This is a genomic window from Deinococcus metallilatus (assembly GCF_004758605.1).
Lineage (GTDB): Bacteria > Deinococcota > Deinococci > Deinococcales > Deinococcaceae > Deinococcus > Deinococcus metallilatus.
Genome location: NZ_CP038510.1, coordinates 809,579 through 824,871, shown reverse-complemented (window position 1 = coordinate 824,871; position 15,293 = coordinate 809,579). Strand labels below are relative to the sequence as shown.

Annotated in this window: 12 protein-coding genes; 6 read left to right on the top strand and 6 right to left on the bottom strand. The window is 70.0% G+C overall.

The annotated features are described in order from the left end of the window. Positions 1 to 20: 20 nt before the first annotated feature. Together glpK and E5F05_RS03645 are read right to left on the bottom strand one after the other, a co-directional pair. Positions 21 to 1,529, bottom strand: a complete 1,509-nt coding sequence (gene glpK, locus E5F05_RS03650) for a glycerol kinase GlpK (protein ID WP_129117299.1) — start codon at positions 1,527 to 1,529, stop codon at positions 21 to 23. A gap of 114 nt (positions 1,530 to 1,643) precedes the next feature. Further along, the gene (locus tag E5F05_RS03645) at positions 1,644 to 2,471 is read right to left on the bottom strand and encodes an MIP/aquaporin family protein (RefSeq protein WP_129117298.1); all 828 of its coding nucleotides are present in this window, start codon (positions 2,469 to 2,471) and stop codon (positions 1,644 to 1,646) included. 209 nt (positions 2,472 to 2,680) lie between these two features. Here E5F05_RS03645 and E5F05_RS03640 point away from each other — a divergent pair, with 209 nt between their 5' ends. Further along, positions 2,681 to 3,655 carry a sugar-binding transcriptional regulator gene (locus E5F05_RS03640; protein ID WP_241687028.1) on the top strand — a complete coding sequence of 325 codons (975 nt, stop codon included), beginning with the start codon at positions 2,681 to 2,683 and terminating at the stop codon, positions 3,653 to 3,655. A 12-nt stretch (positions 3,656 to 3,667) separates the two neighbouring features. On the opposite strand, the gene E5F05_RS03635 is transcribed toward E5F05_RS03640, so the two are convergent. After that, the gene (locus E5F05_RS03635; protein ID WP_129117296.1) at positions 3,668 to 4,525 is read right to left on the bottom strand and encodes a patatin-like phospholipase family protein; all 858 of its coding nucleotides are present in this window, start codon (positions 4,523 to 4,525) and stop codon (positions 3,668 to 3,670) included. 166 nt (positions 4,526 to 4,691) lie between these two features. On the opposite strand from E5F05_RS03635, the gene E5F05_RS03630 reads away from it, so the two are divergent. From E5F05_RS03630 to paaK, 3 genes are all read left to right on the top strand, one after another. Then, a complete protein-coding gene (locus E5F05_RS03630) occupies positions 4,692 to 5,837 on the top strand; it encodes an ABC transporter substrate-binding protein (RefSeq protein WP_129117295.1) in 1,146 nt (381 codons plus the stop codon). A gap of 70 nt (positions 5,838 to 5,907) precedes the next feature. Then, positions 5,908 to 7,332: an FAD-binding oxidoreductase gene (locus E5F05_RS03625; RefSeq protein WP_129117294.1), complete on the top strand. Its 1,425-nt coding sequence runs from the start codon at positions 5,908 to 5,910 to the stop codon at positions 7,330 to 7,332. Beyond that, positions 7,313 to 8,593 (top strand): phenylacetate--CoA ligase PaaK, encoded by a 1,281-nt coding sequence (gene paaK, locus E5F05_RS03620; protein WP_129117293.1) that lies wholly within the window; start codon positions 7,313 to 7,315, stop codon positions 8,591 to 8,593. The genes E5F05_RS03625 and paaK overlap by 20 nt, the downstream gene beginning before the upstream one ends. A gap of 3 nt (positions 8,594 to 8,596) precedes the next feature. On the opposite strand, the gene E5F05_RS03615 is transcribed toward paaK, so the two are convergent. Continuing rightward, complete coding sequence (locus tag E5F05_RS03615; RefSeq protein ID WP_129117292.1) at positions 8,597 to 9,946, bottom strand: MATE family efflux transporter; 1,350 nt, start codon at positions 9,944 to 9,946, stop codon at positions 8,597 to 8,599. A 465-nt stretch (positions 9,947 to 10,411) separates the two neighbouring features. Here E5F05_RS03615 and E5F05_RS03610 point away from each other — a divergent pair, with 465 nt between their 5' ends. Together E5F05_RS03610 and glf are read left to right on the top strand one after the other, a co-directional pair. Beyond that, positions 10,412 to 11,599, top strand: a complete 1,188-nt coding sequence (locus E5F05_RS03610; RefSeq protein WP_241687027.1) for a glycosyltransferase family 1 protein — start codon at positions 10,412 to 10,414, stop codon at positions 11,597 to 11,599. Next, positions 11,592 to 12,743, top strand: a complete 1,152-nt coding sequence (glf, locus tag E5F05_RS03605; RefSeq protein ID WP_129117290.1) for a UDP-galactopyranose mutase — start codon at positions 11,592 to 11,594, stop codon at positions 12,741 to 12,743. The genes E5F05_RS03610 and glf overlap by 8 nt, the downstream gene beginning before the upstream one ends. A gap of 119 nt (positions 12,744 to 12,862) precedes the next feature. Here the strand turns inward: glf and E5F05_RS03600 are convergent, their stop codons facing one another. Next, positions 12,863 to 13,549, bottom strand: a complete 687-nt coding sequence (locus tag E5F05_RS03600) for an MIP/aquaporin family protein (protein WP_129117289.1) — start codon at positions 13,547 to 13,549, stop codon at positions 12,863 to 12,865. Next, positions 13,546 to 15,285, bottom strand: coding sequence for an NAD-dependent malic enzyme (locus E5F05_RS03595; RefSeq protein WP_129117442.1), 1,740 nt, complete (start codon positions 15,283 to 15,285; stop codon positions 13,546 to 13,548). The genes E5F05_RS03600 and E5F05_RS03595 overlap by 4 nt, the downstream gene beginning before the upstream one ends. Positions 15,286 to 15,293: the final 8 nt, after the last annotated feature.

The following is a 15,293-nucleotide window of genomic DNA, read 5'->3' as shown; positions in this document are numbered from 1 at the left end:
CGCGGCAGCGGGGGCGAGGCCTAAACTCCGGCGACTTCGGCTGCTTCCCAGGCGCGGCTGCGTTCCACGGCCTGGCGCCAGCGGGCCATCAGGCGCTCGCGTTCCCCTGCGGCCATCTGCGGCTCGAAGGTGCGGTCCACCTGCCACTGCCGGGTGATCTCCTCCGGCCCGGCCCAGTACCCCACCGCCAGCCCGGCCAGGTAGGCCGCCCCCAGCGCGGTCGTCTCGGTGATCTTGGGGCGCACGACCGGCACGCCCAGGATGTCGGCCTGGAACTGCATCATCAGGTTGTTGTTGCTGGCGCCGCCGTCCACCCGGAGTTCCTTGAGGGGCTCGCCGCTGTCCTGCCGCATGGCCATCAGCAGTTCGGCCGACTGGAACGCGATGGATTCCAGCGCCGCGCGGGCGATGTGGGCCCGGGTGGTGCCGCGGGTCAGGCCGACCAGCGTGCCGCGGGCGTAGCTGTCCCAGTAGGGCGCCCCCAGGCCCACGAAGGCGGGCACCAGAAACACCCCTTCCGAGGAGTCCACGCTGGTCGCCAGCCCTTCCACCTCACTGCTGGAGCGGATGATGCCCAGGCCGTCACGCAGCCACTGCACCACCGCGCCCGCCACAAACACGCTGCCTTCCAGCGCGTAGGTGCGCTGGCCGTGCAGTTGCCACGCCACGGTGGTCAGCAGCTTGTTCCCGCTGGGCACCACCTCGCTGCCGGTATTCATCAGCATGAAGCAGCCGGTGCCGTAGGTGTTTTTCGCCATGCCGGGGGAGAGGCAGGCCTGCCCGAAGGTGGCCGCCTGCTGGTCCCCGGCCATGCCCGCGATCTTCACGCGGCTGCCGAACAGGCCCTCGGCCGTCTCGCCGTACACCTCGCTGCTGTCGCGGATGTCCGGCAGCAGTGAGCGCGGTACGTCCAGCAGGCGCAGCAGCTCGTCGTCCCATTCGCCGGTGTTGATGTTGTACAGCAGCGTGCGGCTGGCGTTGGACGCATCGGTGATGTGCAGCGCCCCGCCGGTGAGCTTGTAGACCAGCCAGGAATCAATCGTGCCGAAGGCCAGTTCGCCGCGTTCGGCCCGTTCGCGCGCCCCCTCCACGTTGTCGAGAATCCAGCGCACCTTGGTCCCGCTGAAGTAGGCGTCGATGATCAGCCCGGTCTTCTGCTGAAAGGTCGCTTCGAGGCCCTGGGTCCGCAGAGCGTCGCAGAAGGCGGCGGTGCGGCGGTCCTGCCAGACGATGGCGTGGTGGATCGGCTGCCCCGTCTTCCGGTCCCACACCACCACCGTCTCGCGCTGGTTGGTGATCCCGATGGCGGCGATGTCACTCGCCCGCAGCCCGGCCTGCGTGATGGCCTCCTGCGCCACGCCGCTCTGGGTGCTCCAGATTTCGTTCGCGTCGTGTTCCACCCAGCCGGGCCGGGGGAAGTACTGCTTGAACTCCTTTTGCGCGAGGGCCTTGATGTTGCCGCCCTGATCGAACACGATGGCGCGGCTGCTGGTGGTGCCCTGGTCGAGGGCGAGGATGTACTGGGTCATGGGAGGCTCCTTGCAGAGAGGGCTGAAGGTCTGACCGTCAACAGGGTGAAGGGAACGCTTTCCCGCCGTTCCTGGGCCGTTAGACCGTTTGGCGGTTCGACCCCTGGACGCGCTTCACCGCTGGTGCTCCAGATTGAAGGCCGGGTCCACACCCTGCTCACCGACGGCGGCCTCCCCGGCGCGGGCCAGCGGCCTGCCGATGAAGAAGTCGTAGATAAAGGCGCCGACCAGCGCGCCCACGATGGGGCCGATGATGGGCACCAGCCACACGTTGAGGTCCCCGGTGTTCCTGAAGCCTGCCAGGACCGCGAAGATACGCGGGCCAGCGTCGCGGGCGGGGTTGATGGCGTAGCCGTTCATGCCGCCGAAGCTGATGCCGATGGCCATCACCACAAAGGCCACGGCCAGCGCGCCCCAGGCGGCCCCGGCCGGGTTGTTCAGCTTGTCGCCAATCGCCAGAATCAGGCCCATCAGCAGCGCCGTGCCGACCACCTGATCCACGAAGCCGGGCCAGAAGCCGGGGACGGCGGGGAAGGTGCTGAAGACCCCGGCGGTGTGCGAGAGGTCCGGGTCGAAGCCCAGCCACTTGGCGTGGTACACCGCGAAGACGATGGCCGCGCCCAGAAAGGCGCCGATAAACTGCGCGACGATATAGGGCAGGACCTTCGACCAGGGAAAACGGCCGGTGGCGGCCAGCGCGATGGTGACGGCGGGATTGAGGTGCGCGCCGCTGATGGTGCCCGCCATGAAGATGCCCATCAGCACGCCGAAGCCCCACCCCAGCGTGACGTTGGTGTAGCCGCCCTTGACGATCTCACCGGGAATCGGCGGATTCGTGCTGGCGAAGATGACCACCATCGCCACCACCCCCACGCCGAAGAGGATCAGCACCATCGTGCCGAGCAGTTCCGCCATGAATTCCTGAGCAACGGTGAATTTCATCTCTCCCCCTGTGTGTTCCCGGCAGCGGGCCGGGCCGCGAATGACGGAAGGCCGGACTCCACCCGAGGTCCTGCACCAACGGCGCCGCGCTCGCTCCGGGCGCCCAATTGTCGGTTCGCTCATCTTCCATAGCCTCTGAACAGTTGTCAAGGGGAAGCGAACAGATGTTCAGACGGGTTCGGGTGCGCCTCCGCCTTATCCTGAGCAGCGTGACCGACGACCCAGCCGCGCTGGCCGTGCAGGTGGCCCGGCTCTACTATCACCAGGGCCTCACCACCGACGCCATCGCCCGCGAACTCCAGCTCTCCCGCCCCAAGGTCAGCCGCCTGCTGACGCTCGCGCGCCGTACCGGCCTGGTCGAGATTCGCATTCACGACCCCCAGGCCCACCCGCAGAGCCTGGAAGCGCGGCTGCGCGAGCGGTATCCCTTTCTCCGCCCGCACGTGGTCGGCGTCCCGGCGGGCAGCTCGGAGGACGTGTGGATGGACCGGGTCGCCGTTGCCGCTGCCAGTGTCCTCGACAGTGTCCTGCGGCCCGGACAGACGGTCGGCCTGGCCTGGGGAAACACGCTGGACGCCGTCTCCCGCGTGCTGAGGCCCCGGCGGATGGACAACCTCGACTTCGTGCAGCTCAACGGGAGCGCCAACGCGCTCGACTTCATGAGCGGCTTTGTCACCGACACCATCACGCGCTTTGCCGGGAACTACGCCGGACGCGCGCACCTGTTCCCCGTCCCGACCTTTTTCGACGACCCCGCCACCAAGCGCGCGATGTGGCGCGAGCGCAGCGTCAGGCACGTGCTGGACCTGCAAGCGCGGGCCGATGTGCTGCTGTACTCGGTGGGCAGCCGCAACGCCCGCCACCCCAGCCACGTGTACCTCTCGGGCGCACTCGACCCCGCCGACCTCGCCCAGCTCGACACCGAGGGTGTGGTGGGCGACATCGCCACCGTCTTCTACCGCGCGGACGGCAGTTACGGCTCGGTTCCCCTGAACGCCCGCGCCAGCGGCCCCAGCCTGGGCCTGATGCAGCAGGCCCCCCACGCGATCTGCGTCGTCAGCGGTCTGGGCAAGGTCGAGGCCCTGCGCGCCGCCCTGGCAGGCCGCCTGCTGAACACCCTCGTCACCGACGAGATGACCGCGCGGACCCTCCTGCTCCCGGCCGACCCGGGCGAGGCGGACTGAAGGCCCCGGAGGTCAGGGCGAGGCGCCTTCCCAGAAGGCTTTGATCTCGGCCGCCAGGCGCCGCCCCTGTTCCAAGCCCGCCTGCGCGGTCGCTGGCCGCCGCGCGGGGTCGAGGACGTTCGGCCCGATGGCCTCCAGAGAAGCCGCGTCCGGTCCGACCACGTGGACCGCCGCCCCGGACTCCCGCAGCCGCGCTGCTTCCAGCGGCAGGGTCTGGGCCCCTTCCAGCCCCAGCAGCGAGAGCACCAGCACCCGCCCGTACCCGCTGGCGAGGTCCGCGTTGGTCACCGAGCGGACGCCCCCGTCCATGTAGCGGTGTTCCCCGATGGTCACGGGTGGCCAGACTCCCGGCACGGCGCAACTGGCGGCGACCGCCAGCACCAGCGGCACGTCGGAATCCCGGTCGAAGACGCGCGCCTCCCCGCTCCCGGCATCGACGGCGACGATCTGGAGGGGCTGCCGCGGCCACTCGCGGTTCACCAGCCGTGAGGCGATGATGTCCACCCGCTCGGCCTCGGGCACGCTGGGGGCAGCGAGGGCCAGCTCTCCGATCCGGCGGCGAATCCGGAGGGGGTCGGAGCCGACCTCCTGCACGATGGCCTGGAAGAGTCGGCCCATCTCGGCGGCGTCGAACGTGGCCGCCGGTTCCGAGGACGGTTCGAGTTGCCGCGCCAGCAGCCCTTCGAGATCGGCGCCGCCCGCGAGCTGCGAGCCGACCACTGACCCCGCCGAGGTCCCCACCGTGAGGTCCGCGTGGCCCAGGTCCAGCCCTTCCCGGTGCAGCCCGGCGAGAAACCCGGTTCCCCAGGCGATCCCCGTCACGCCGCCGCCCCCGAGGACGAGCGCCCGCTGCCTGTCTTGTGGTGTCATGGGCCGTTCTACCACGTGGGTTTTGCGGCTGCGGCGGCCCCGCCTGTCTCGCGCCGCCGAACGTCCGTCTGACCCGCCGGGCTTTCTGCTACCATCCGCGCAAGCACAAGCTGATCTGCGCCCGCCGTCCGGCCTCCCCGGTGCGGCTCCCTGTGGAGGTTCTGCCATGAAACGACCCGTCCGTCTGCTGCTCACTGCCCTGCTCGCCTCCTCCTCGCTGGCCCTGGCCGACGTGCGGGTGGGCGTGATCGTGTCCTCGACCGGCCCGGCGGCCAGCCTGGGTATTCCCGAGAAGAACACGGTGGCGCTGCTCCCGCAGACCATCGGCGGGCAGAAGATCGTCTACACGGTCCTCGACGACGCCTCCGACACGACCGCCGCCGTGACCGCCGCCCGCAAGCTGATTCAGGACAACAAGGTGGACCTGATCATCGGCACGACCACCACGCCCGCCTCGCTCGCAATGATCGACGTGGTGGCCGAGGCGAAGGTGCCCATGATCAGCCTCGCGGCGTCCGAGGCGATCATCAAGCCGGTGGACGACAAACGCCGCTGGGTCTTCAAGACCCCCCAGACCGACGCGATCATGGCCGCCGCCATCGCGCAGCACATGCAGCAAAACGGCGTCAAGACCGTCGGCTACATCGGCTTCAACGACGCCTACGGCGAGGGCTGGCTGAACGAACTCCAGAAGAACGCGGCGGCGCGCGGCATCAAGGTGGTCGCCAGCGAACGCTACGGGCGCAGCGACACCAGCGTGACCGGCCAGATTCTGAAGATCATGGCCGCCAAGCCCGACGCCGTGCTGATCGGCGCGTCCGGGGTGCCCGCCGTCCTGCCGCAGAAGACCCTCAAGGACCGGGGCTATGCGGGCAAGATCTACCAGACGCACGGCGTCGCCAACGCCGACTTCCTGCGGGTGGGCGGCAAGGATGTGGAGGGCGCGATCCTGCCCGCCGGGCCGGTGCTGGTCGCGGACCAGCTCCCCGCCACCAACCCCAACCGGCGCGTGGGCCTGAACTACACCCAGGCCTACGAGTCCCGCTACGGCAAGGATTCGGTGAGCACCTTCGGCGCGCACCTGTGGGACGCGGGCCTGCTGATGCAGAAGGCCATCCCGGCCGCGCTCAAGAAAGCCCAGCCCGGCACCCCCGAATTCCGCGCCGCGCTGCGGGACGCCCTGGAAAGTACCCGGAACGTGATCGGCGCGCACGGCATCTTCAACCTCACCCCGCAGGACCACCTGGGCCTCGATGCCCGCAGCCGCGTGATGGTGCAGGTCGTGAACGGGACCTGGAAGCTGATCAAGTAACCGCTGGAAAGGGGAGAGGGGCCGGGCGAGCGTGGCCCGGCTCCTCTCCCCATGAGAGGACGGTGGAACGTTGACGGAGGGAGAAGGCGGCTGGGTGGACGCCCTGCGCGCCCGGCTGGGGGACCGGGTGAGCGTGTCGGCGGGCGACCTGAACGCCCATGCGCACGACGAGGGCACGCCGTACACCTGCATCCCCGGCGCGGTGGTCTTCGCCCGGTCGGAGGCGGACGTGCTGGCGACCCTGAGCACGGCCCGGGAATCCCGCGTCCCGGTCATACCCTGGGGCGCGGGCACCAGCCTGGAAGGGGCCGTCCTGCCCGTGCCGGGCGCCCTTTCCCTCGACCTGAGCGGTATGGACACGGTGGGAGAGGTGGACCCGGTGGGCTTCACGGTGACGGTCGGGCCGGGGGTGCGCCGCATGGCGCTGAACCGCCGCCTGCGTCCGCACGGGCTGTTCTTCCCGGTGGACCCCGGCGCGGACGCCAGCCTGGGCGGTATGGCCGCCACCAACGCGAGCGGCACCACCACCGTCCGTTACGGCGGGATGCGTGAGAACGTGGCCGCCTTGCGGGTGGCGCTGCTGGACGGGCGTGTCCTGTCGCTGGGCAGCGCGGCCCGCAAGAGCAGCAGCGGCTACGCCCTCAAACACCTCTTCATCGGTTCGGAGGGCACCCTGGGCGTGATCACGGCGCTGACGCTGCGGCTGCACCCGCTCCCGCCCGCCACGGCCAGCGTGCAACTCGCGTTCCCTGACGTGGCGTCCGCCGTGCTGGCGAGCGTGACGGTGCGTGGCCTCGGCGTCGTCCCGGAGCGGCTGGAGTTCGTGGACGCGGAAACCGTGCGGGCGGTGAACCGTCACCGGGACCGCCGGGACCCGGAAGCGCCGACCCTCTGGGCCGAGGTGGCAGGCCGGGATGGGGCCGACGTGGACGCGCAACTCGCCCTGCTGCGGGAGGCGGCGGAACTGCACGGCGGCCAGGTGGTGGGCGAGGCCCGCACGCCGGAAGCGCAAAGCGCCCTGTGGGCCGCCCGCCACGGCGTCTATGACGCGCTGCGCGCCGCCTGGCCCGGCCACGCCACCCGCATCGGTGACGTTTGTGTGCCCCTCCCCGCGCTGGCGGACACCGTGACCCTCGCGCTGCACCTGCTCGACGAACGCGGCCTGACCGCGCCCCTGGTGGGCCACATCGGAGACGGGAACCTGCACCTGCTGATGCACGCGCTGCCTGACGATGCCGCAGCCTGGGCACGCATCGACCACGTGCTGCACGACCTCGCCGCGCACGCCGTCGCGGTCGGCGGCACCTGCACGGGCGAGCATGGCGTGGGCCTCCGCAAGCGTGCCTACCTCCGCGCCGAACACGGCGACGCCCTGGATGTGATGCGGGACGTGAAGGCCCTGTTCGATCCCGGCGGACTGCTGAATCCCGGCAAGGTGGTGGGTGACCCCGACGCTCTGTTTGAATGGAGAAGTGATGTTCCGACCCGACCGTGAAGCGATGCCCCTGGCCGACCTGCGCGCCCTGCAACTCGCGCAACTTCAGGCGATGGTGGCCCGCCAGTTTGAGCACGTCCCCGCCTACCGCGCCAAGTTCGAGGCGGCGGGCGTCACGCCGGACGACCTGCGGACCCTGGACGACCTCGCCCGCTTCCCGCTGACCCGCAAGAGCGACCTGCGCGACAACTATCCCCTGGGCCTGACCGCCGTGCCCCGCGAGGGGCTGCGCCGCCTCCACGCCAGCAGCGGCACCACCGGCAAGCCCACCGTCGTCGCCTACGACGAGAACGACCTCGGCGTGTTCGCGGAGGTCGTGGCCCGCAGCCTGTATGCGGCGGGCGCGCGGCCCGGCATGACCTTTCACAACGCCTACGGGTACGGCCTCTTTACCGGTGGCCTGGGGCTGCACGGCGGGGCCGAGCGGCTGGGCCTCAATACGGTGCCGGTGTCGGGCGGCGGCACCGAGCGGCAGGTGGGGCTGATCCTCGACCTCGAACCGGAAGTGATCGCCTGCACGCCCAGTTATGCGCTGGTGCTGGCCGACGCCTTCGCGCGTCAGGGCGTCCGCCCGGAAGACCTTTCCCTGCGCTACGCCGTGCTGGGCGCCGAACCCTGGACCGAGAAAACTCGCCGCGAGGTCGAGGCCCGCCTGGGCGTGACCGCCACCAACATCTACGGCCTGTCGGAGATCATCGGCCCCGGCGTCAGCAACGAGGACGCGGCCGAGCAGCGGGGCAGTTACCTCTGGGAAGACCACTTCTACCCCGAGATCGTGGACCCCGAGACGGGCGAGGTGCTGCCCGACGGGGAGTACGGCGTGCTGGTCCTCTCGTCCATGACGCGCACCGCCATGCCGGTGTTGCGCTACTGGACCGGCGACATCACCCGGCTGATCGCGGAGCCGAACAGCACCGGGCGCACCTTCCGGCGGATGGATCAGATTCGCGGACGGGCGGACGACCTGATCATCCTGCGCGGCGTGAACGTGTACCCGACGCAACTGGAGGCCGTGCTGGTGGGGATGGGCCAGGTCAGCCCGCACTATCACATCGTCCTGACCCGCACCGGCACCCGCGACGACCTGACCCTGCGCGTGGAGAGCGAGGACCGCGCCCCGGCCCTGCGCGCCGAGATCGAGCGGCTGATCAAGGCGCAGGTCGGCGTGACGGTCGCCTGCGACCTGTGCGAACCCGGCAGCCTCCCCCGCAGCGAGGGCGGCAAGCTCAAGCGGGTGACGGACCTGCGGGAGGAGGGGTAAGGTTCACGCTGCCCGCGTCCGCCGCAAGAACCGTGTCAGCAGCGCCCCCGCCGCCGTGAACAGCCCCGCCGTCAGGCCGAACCACAGGCCGCGCGGTCCCAGGCCCAGCCCGAAGGCCAGCAGCGAGCCGACGCCCAGCCCCACGAGCCAGTAGGCGGTCAGCGAGATCAGCAGCGGCCAGCGGGTGTCGTGCAGGCCGCGCAGCGCCGCGTTCGCGGTGACCTGCACGCCGTCCACCGTCTGAAACAGCGCGGCGATGGTCAGGAGGACGGTGGCTGTCCCGATCAGGGCGGCATTCTGCGGGTCCCCCACATCGACGAACACCCCCAGCACCAGGCGCGGCGCGAGCAGTTCCAGCAGCGCGAAGGCCAGCATCACGCCCGCCGCGACGCCGATGCCGGTCAGGCCCGCGCGGCGTGCTCCGGCCCGGTCGCCCGCGCCCGCCGCGTGGGCCACCCGGATGCCGGTGGCGGTCGCCAGCCCCAGCGGGATCATGAACACCGCCGTGATGACCTGAAGCGCGAGGTTGTGCGCCGCGAGCGCGTCGCTGCCGAAGCGGGCCATCAGCAGGGCCGTCACGCTGAACATGCCGCCCTCCGCGCCCAGCGTCAGACCGATGGGCCAGCCCAGCGTGAGGAGCGCCCGCACCTCCGAACGCACGCGGCCCAGCCCGGCCACCCGGGGCGCGCGGCGCAGCGCCACCGGCAGCAGCGTGAGCGCCGTCGCCCAGGAGGTCAGCGCACTCGCGGCCGCCGCTCCCGCCAGTCCCAACCGGGGCAGCGGTCCCCAACCGAAGGCCAGCGCCGGGCTGAGCAGGGCCACCAGGGCCACGCCCCCCAGTGCGACCGCCGTGACGGTCCGCGGCCTGCCAGTGCCCTCCAGCGTGCCGCGCAGGGCGGTGAAGACCAGCACCGGCAGCATGCCCAGCGCGTAGACCCGCAGGTACGTCGCCGCCAGGTCCGCCCGGATGCCTGTCGGGGCGAGGCCGGGCAGCAGCGCCGCGACCCCCCACATCAGCGGCAGGGCGAGGGCCGCGAGCAGCAGCGCCAGAATCAACCCCCCCCGCAGGGCCAGCGCCACCCCGGCCCCGTCCCCCGCCCCGTGTGCCTGCGCCGCGCGCGGCCCCACCGCCAGCAGCATCCCCAGCAGCACGATGAACACCAGATAGTAGGTGGCGTTGGCATAGGCCGCGGCGGCCAGTTCCGCCGCCCCCAGTCTGCCGATCACCGCTGTGCTGACCAGCGTGAGCGCGTTGGACGCGAATTGTGACACGACCACCGGCGCGGCCAGCCGGACGAGTGCCGCGAGTTCACGCTGCGGGGCGGCGGGCAGAGGGACCGAGGTGGGCAGCATGGCCGGACAGTCTATGCCTTCAAGATGCCCGGGGCCAGGGCAGTATCTCCGGCAGGCCCGCTGCTTTTTCTCAGGACTTACGCGAAACGCGATTCTTGGCGGCAGAGGGAAAGCGCGTTTTCTTGCTGCTGGGATGGCGGCGCCGTCCACCCCCCTCCCAGCCTCCCCCGCAAGGGGGGAGGAGGAAAAAGCTGCTCTACACGCTCTCTCCTTCTGAATCGCGTAAGTCCTATTTAGACGACTCCATGAAGCCTTGTTCCAAAGTCTCTTCAGGATTGTTCAGGGGCAGGGGCAAGGGCCGACGCTAGACTGCTAGCGTTCCCAGAAACCGCCTTGACCAGCAGCCATCTGGGGTACCGAGCTCCTGTCCTCATTCTTGCGCCATGAGTTGACCATTTCACGTCGCGGCGAGGGTGATGCTGCACAGTGCCCGCCGCTTTTTATCCCTGGGGGAGGGAACAGACCTTGAAGCATGTTGATTTCCGCCGTGGACTGGCCCGCCCGGCCGCCACGCCTGCCCTGCTCGTGCTGTCCCATCTGCGCTGGGATTTCGTGTTCCAGCGCCCGCAACACCTGATGACCCGGGCGGCCCGCACGCGCCCGGTGTATTACATCGAGGAACCGGTCTTCACGCCGCAGCCCGACCACCTCGTCACCCGGCAGGATGCCAGCGGCGTCTGGGTGGTCACGCCGCACATCGAGGCGGGGCGCAGTCCGGCCGAGTCTCAGGCGTGCACAGCCCGGCTGCTGACCGAGCTGGTGCGCGACGAGGGCCTGGCCGAGTATGACCTGTGGGTCTACACACCGATGGAACTGCCCGTCACGGCGGGCCTGCAACCCCGCGTGACCGTGTATGACTGCATGGACGAACTCGCCAACTTCAGGGGCGCACCCCCTGAGCTGCGGGGGCGCGAGGAGGCGCTGTTCCAGCAGGCCGATCTGGTCTTTACCGGGGGCCACCGCCTGTACGAGGCCAAGCGCGAACGGCACCCCGGCGCGCACCCCTTTCCCTCCAGCGTGGACGCCGCCCACTTCGCGCAGGCCCGCTCCGGCCTGGCCGACCCCGCCGACCAGCGGGACCTGCCCCGCCCGCGTCTGGGCTTTTACGGCGTGCTCGACGAGCGGTTCGACATCGACCTGATCGGCGAGCTGGCCCGCCGCCGCCCGGAATGGCAGTTCGTCCTGCTCGGCCCGGTGGTCAAGATCGACCCGGCCGACCTCCCGCGTGCTGAAAACCTGCATTATCTGGGGATGAAGAAGTACGCCGAACTGCCCGCCTACCTCGCCCACTGGGACGTGGCCCTGCTCCCCTTCGCGCTGAACGAGGCGACCGAATTCATCAGCCCCACCAAGACGCCCGAGTACCTCGCGGCGGGCGTCCCGGTGGTGTCCTCCGGCATCCGCGACGTGATCCGCCCCTACGGCGAACGGGACCTCGTGCGGATCGCCGACGGGGTGGACGCCTTCGAGGCCGCCTGCGCCGCTGCCCTGGCCGAACGTGGCACCGCCGCCGGGCAGGCCCGCCAGGAACGCGCGGACGCCTACCTCTCCACCCTCTCCTGGGACCGCACCTGGGCCGACATGAGCGCCCTGATCGAGCGGGCCGCTGCCGACCGCGGCGTGCTGCCCCTGGTGGGAGTCGCCAATGACTGAAGCGCGGAATGCGGCCACGTCCGGCGGCTTCGACTACCTGATCGTGGGGGCGGGGTTCGCGGGCAGCGTGCTGGCCGAGCGGCTGGCGTCGGACGGCCAGCGCGTCCTGATCGTGGACCGGCGGCCCCACATCGGCGGGAATGCCTACGACCGCTACGACGACGCGGGTATCCTGATCCACCCCTACGGCCCGCACATCTTCCACACCAACAGCAAGGATGTCTTTGACTACCTCTCGCGCTTTACCCAGTGGCGGCCCTACGAGCACCGCGTGCTGGCGAGCGTGGACGGTCAGCTCCTGCCCATCCCGATCAACCTCGACACCGTGAACCGGCTGTACGGCCTGAACCTCACGTCGTTCCAGGTCGAGGACTTCTTCGCGTCGGTCGCGGAAAAGGTCGAGCAGGTCCGCACCAGCGAGGACGTGGTGGTCAGCAAGGTGGGGCGCGACCTCTACAACAAGTTCTTCCGGGGCTATACCCGCAAGCAGTGGGGCCTCGACCCCAGCGAACTCGACGCCAGCGTGACGGCGCGGGTGCCCACCCGCACCAACCGCGACGACCGGTACTTCGCGGACACCTACCAGGCGATGCCGCTGCACGGCTACACCCGGATGTTCGAGAACATGCTGAGCAGCCCCAACATCAGCGTCATGCTGAACACCGACTACCGCGACATCGTGGACTTCATCCCCTACGGGCACATGATCTACACGGGGCCGGTGGACGCCTTTTTCGACTACTGCTACGGCAAGCTGCCCTACCGCAGCCTGGAGTTCGTCCACGAGACGCACGCGCGCGAGCACTTCCAGCCGACCGGCACCGTGAACTACCCCAACGACTACGGCTACACCCGCATCAGCGAGTTCAAGTACATCACCGGGCAGCAGCACCCCCACACCAGCGTCGTGTACGAGTATCCCCGCGCCGAGGGCGATCCCTACTACCCGGTGCCGCGGCCCGAGAACCAGGAACTCTACAAGCGCTACGCTGCCCTGGCCGACGCCCGCCCCGACGTGACCTTCGTGGGCCGCCTCGCCACCTACCGCTACTACAACATGGATCAGGTCGTGGCGCAGGCGCTGGCGACGTACCGCAAGCTCACGGGTGGCCAGGCGCAGCCCGAAGCCACGCCCGCCGGGTAACGCCCGGCCCTGACCCCCGGCCCTCGTCAGGGTCGGGGCGTTTTTGTTGCCCCGGTTCCTGTGCCCGCCCCCAAAAAAAGCGTCCCCTTTCGGGGACACGGGCGGTTCGATTTCGCGTATCAGACGGCCTGTTGCCCCTCGGGGGCCGGGGCGACCGGCTGGGTGGGCAGGCGCCACAGCGTCCGGGCGGTGGCCGCCGCCAGTGCCGCGCCCAGCAGCGGGCCGACCCAGTACACCCACTGGAAGGTCCAGTCGCCAGACACCAGCGCCGGGCCGAACACGCGGGCCGGGTTCATCGCCGCACCCGAGATCGGGCCGCCCGCCAGGATGTCCATCACGATGGTGAGGCCCACGATCAGGCCCGCCATCGCGTGCCCCTGCCGCACCGCGACTTTCAGGATCACCAGCACCAGGAAGAAGGTCAGCACGGTTTCCATCCCCAGGGCCGTCATCGCGCTCACGCCCTGGCCGGGGTTGGGCTGTCCGAAGCCCGCCTGGGCGAGCGCGGCATGGCCCTTGAGGCCCAGCACGGCGAAGGCGCCCAGCGCCCCGCCCAGGAGTTGCGAGGCGGCAAAGGCCAGCGTGTCCCCCCACTTCTGCTTGCCGATCAGGCTGAGGCCCAGGCTGACGGCGGGGTTGAACTGCCCGCCGCTGACAGTCCCCAGAGCCGTCGCCATCACGGCAATCGCCAGGCCGTGTGCGAAAGCCACGCCCAGCAGGTCCGCACCGTTCGCGATGGCGAGCATGCCCACGAAGACCAGGGTAAAGGTGCCGATCAACTCGGCCAGCATCTTGCCGTAGATCATGCCTGACGGCCCTCCTGAGCGGGCGCGCGGAACGGCAGGTACTTCGGCACCCAGAACTTGGCGCGGACCAGGTCGGTCAGGGCCGCCTCGTCCAGACCGTCCAGCCCCTTTTCCTGCGCCACGCCGTCACGCAGCGTCTGCTGGATCACCCGCACGGCCACCTCGATGCTGGCGGCGGGCAGTTCATCCACGGGCGGGTAGAGGCGGTCGGGGTGCGTGCGGGCCGTGTAGTCGGCCAGGGCGTAGGCGGCTTCCAGCACCATCTCGTCGGTGATCTCGCGGGCACCCGCCAGGATCGCGCCGAAGCCCAGGCCCGGGAAGATGAAGGCGTTGTTGCCCTGCCCGATGGGGTAGGTCTTCCCGTTCAGTTCCACCGGAGCGAAGGGGCTGCCGGTGGACACCAGCGCCGCGCCGTCCGTCCAGCGCAGCACGTCCCCCGGCAGCGCCTCGCAGTTGGCGGTGGGGTTGCTGAGGGGGAAGACGATGGGCTGCGCGGTATTGGCGTGGACGGCCTTCACCACATCCTCGCCAAAGGCCCGCGCGACGCCGGAGAGGCCCACCAGGATGGTCGCCTTCGCGCCCTGCACGGTTTCGAGCAGGCTGGGCGCGCGGCCCGCGTAGCTGAAGCCCAGGCTGGCCGGGTCGTGCGCGTAGGTCCGCTTGTAGGCTTCCAGGTTGCGGTCACTGAGCAGCAGGCCGGTCTGGTCCAGCACGAACAGGCGGGCGCGCGCTTCCTCGTCGCTGAGGCCCTCGCGCATCAGGCCGCGGCGCAGCGCGTCGGTCACGCCGATGCCGCCCGCGCCCGCGCCGTGCAGCACGATCCGCTGGTCGCGCAGCCGCTCGCCCTTGAGGCGGCAGGCATTCAGCACCCCGGCCAGCACCACCGCGCCGGTCCCCTGGATGTCGTCGTTGAAGCTGGGCACCACCTTGCGGTACCGCTCCAGCACCGTGAAGGCCGCGTCACGCGAGAAGTCCTCCCACTGGATGATCGCCTTGGGATACCGCTTGCGGGTCGCTTCCACGAAGCGGTCAACGAACGCCAGATACTCGTCCCCGGTCAGGCGCTTGTGGTGCACGCCCAGGTAATCCGGGTCGTCCAGCAAATCCTGGCGGTTGGTGCCCACGTCCAGCTCCACCGGCAGCGTCTTGTCGGGACCGACGCCGCCCGCGACCACGTAGAGGCTGAGCTTGCCGATGGAAATACCCATCCCGCCGAAGCCCTGGTCCCCGATGCCCAGGATCGCGCTGGAATCGGTCGCCACGATGATCCGCACGTCGTTGAGCGGTACATTGTCGAGCGCCTGCTCCGCCCGCTCGATGTTGTCGGTGGAGAGCATCAGGCCGCGCGGCACCCGGTAGATCTTGCTGAACTCCTGCACCGCCTGGCCCACGGTGGGCGTGTACACGATGGGCAGCATCTCCTCGACGTGGGCGGCCAGCAGCGCGTAGAACAGCACTTCATTGCGGTCTTGCAGGTGGCGCAGGAAGACGTGCTTGTCGAGTGGCTTCTGAACCTGCACGTAGTCGCGGTAGAGGCGGTCCACCAGCGTGTTCAAGCTGTCCACCTGCGGCGCGATCAGCCCGTCGAGGCCCAGCTTCTCGCGTTCCTCGTGGGTGAAGGCGGTGCCCTTGTTCAGCAGCGGGATGCGGGTGAGGTCGAAGCCCTTCACGAAGGGTTCGAGGTAACGGTGACCCTCGGCGTCACGGCGCACGTCGTAGTGGGTGGTCACGGGCAGGCGGCCCT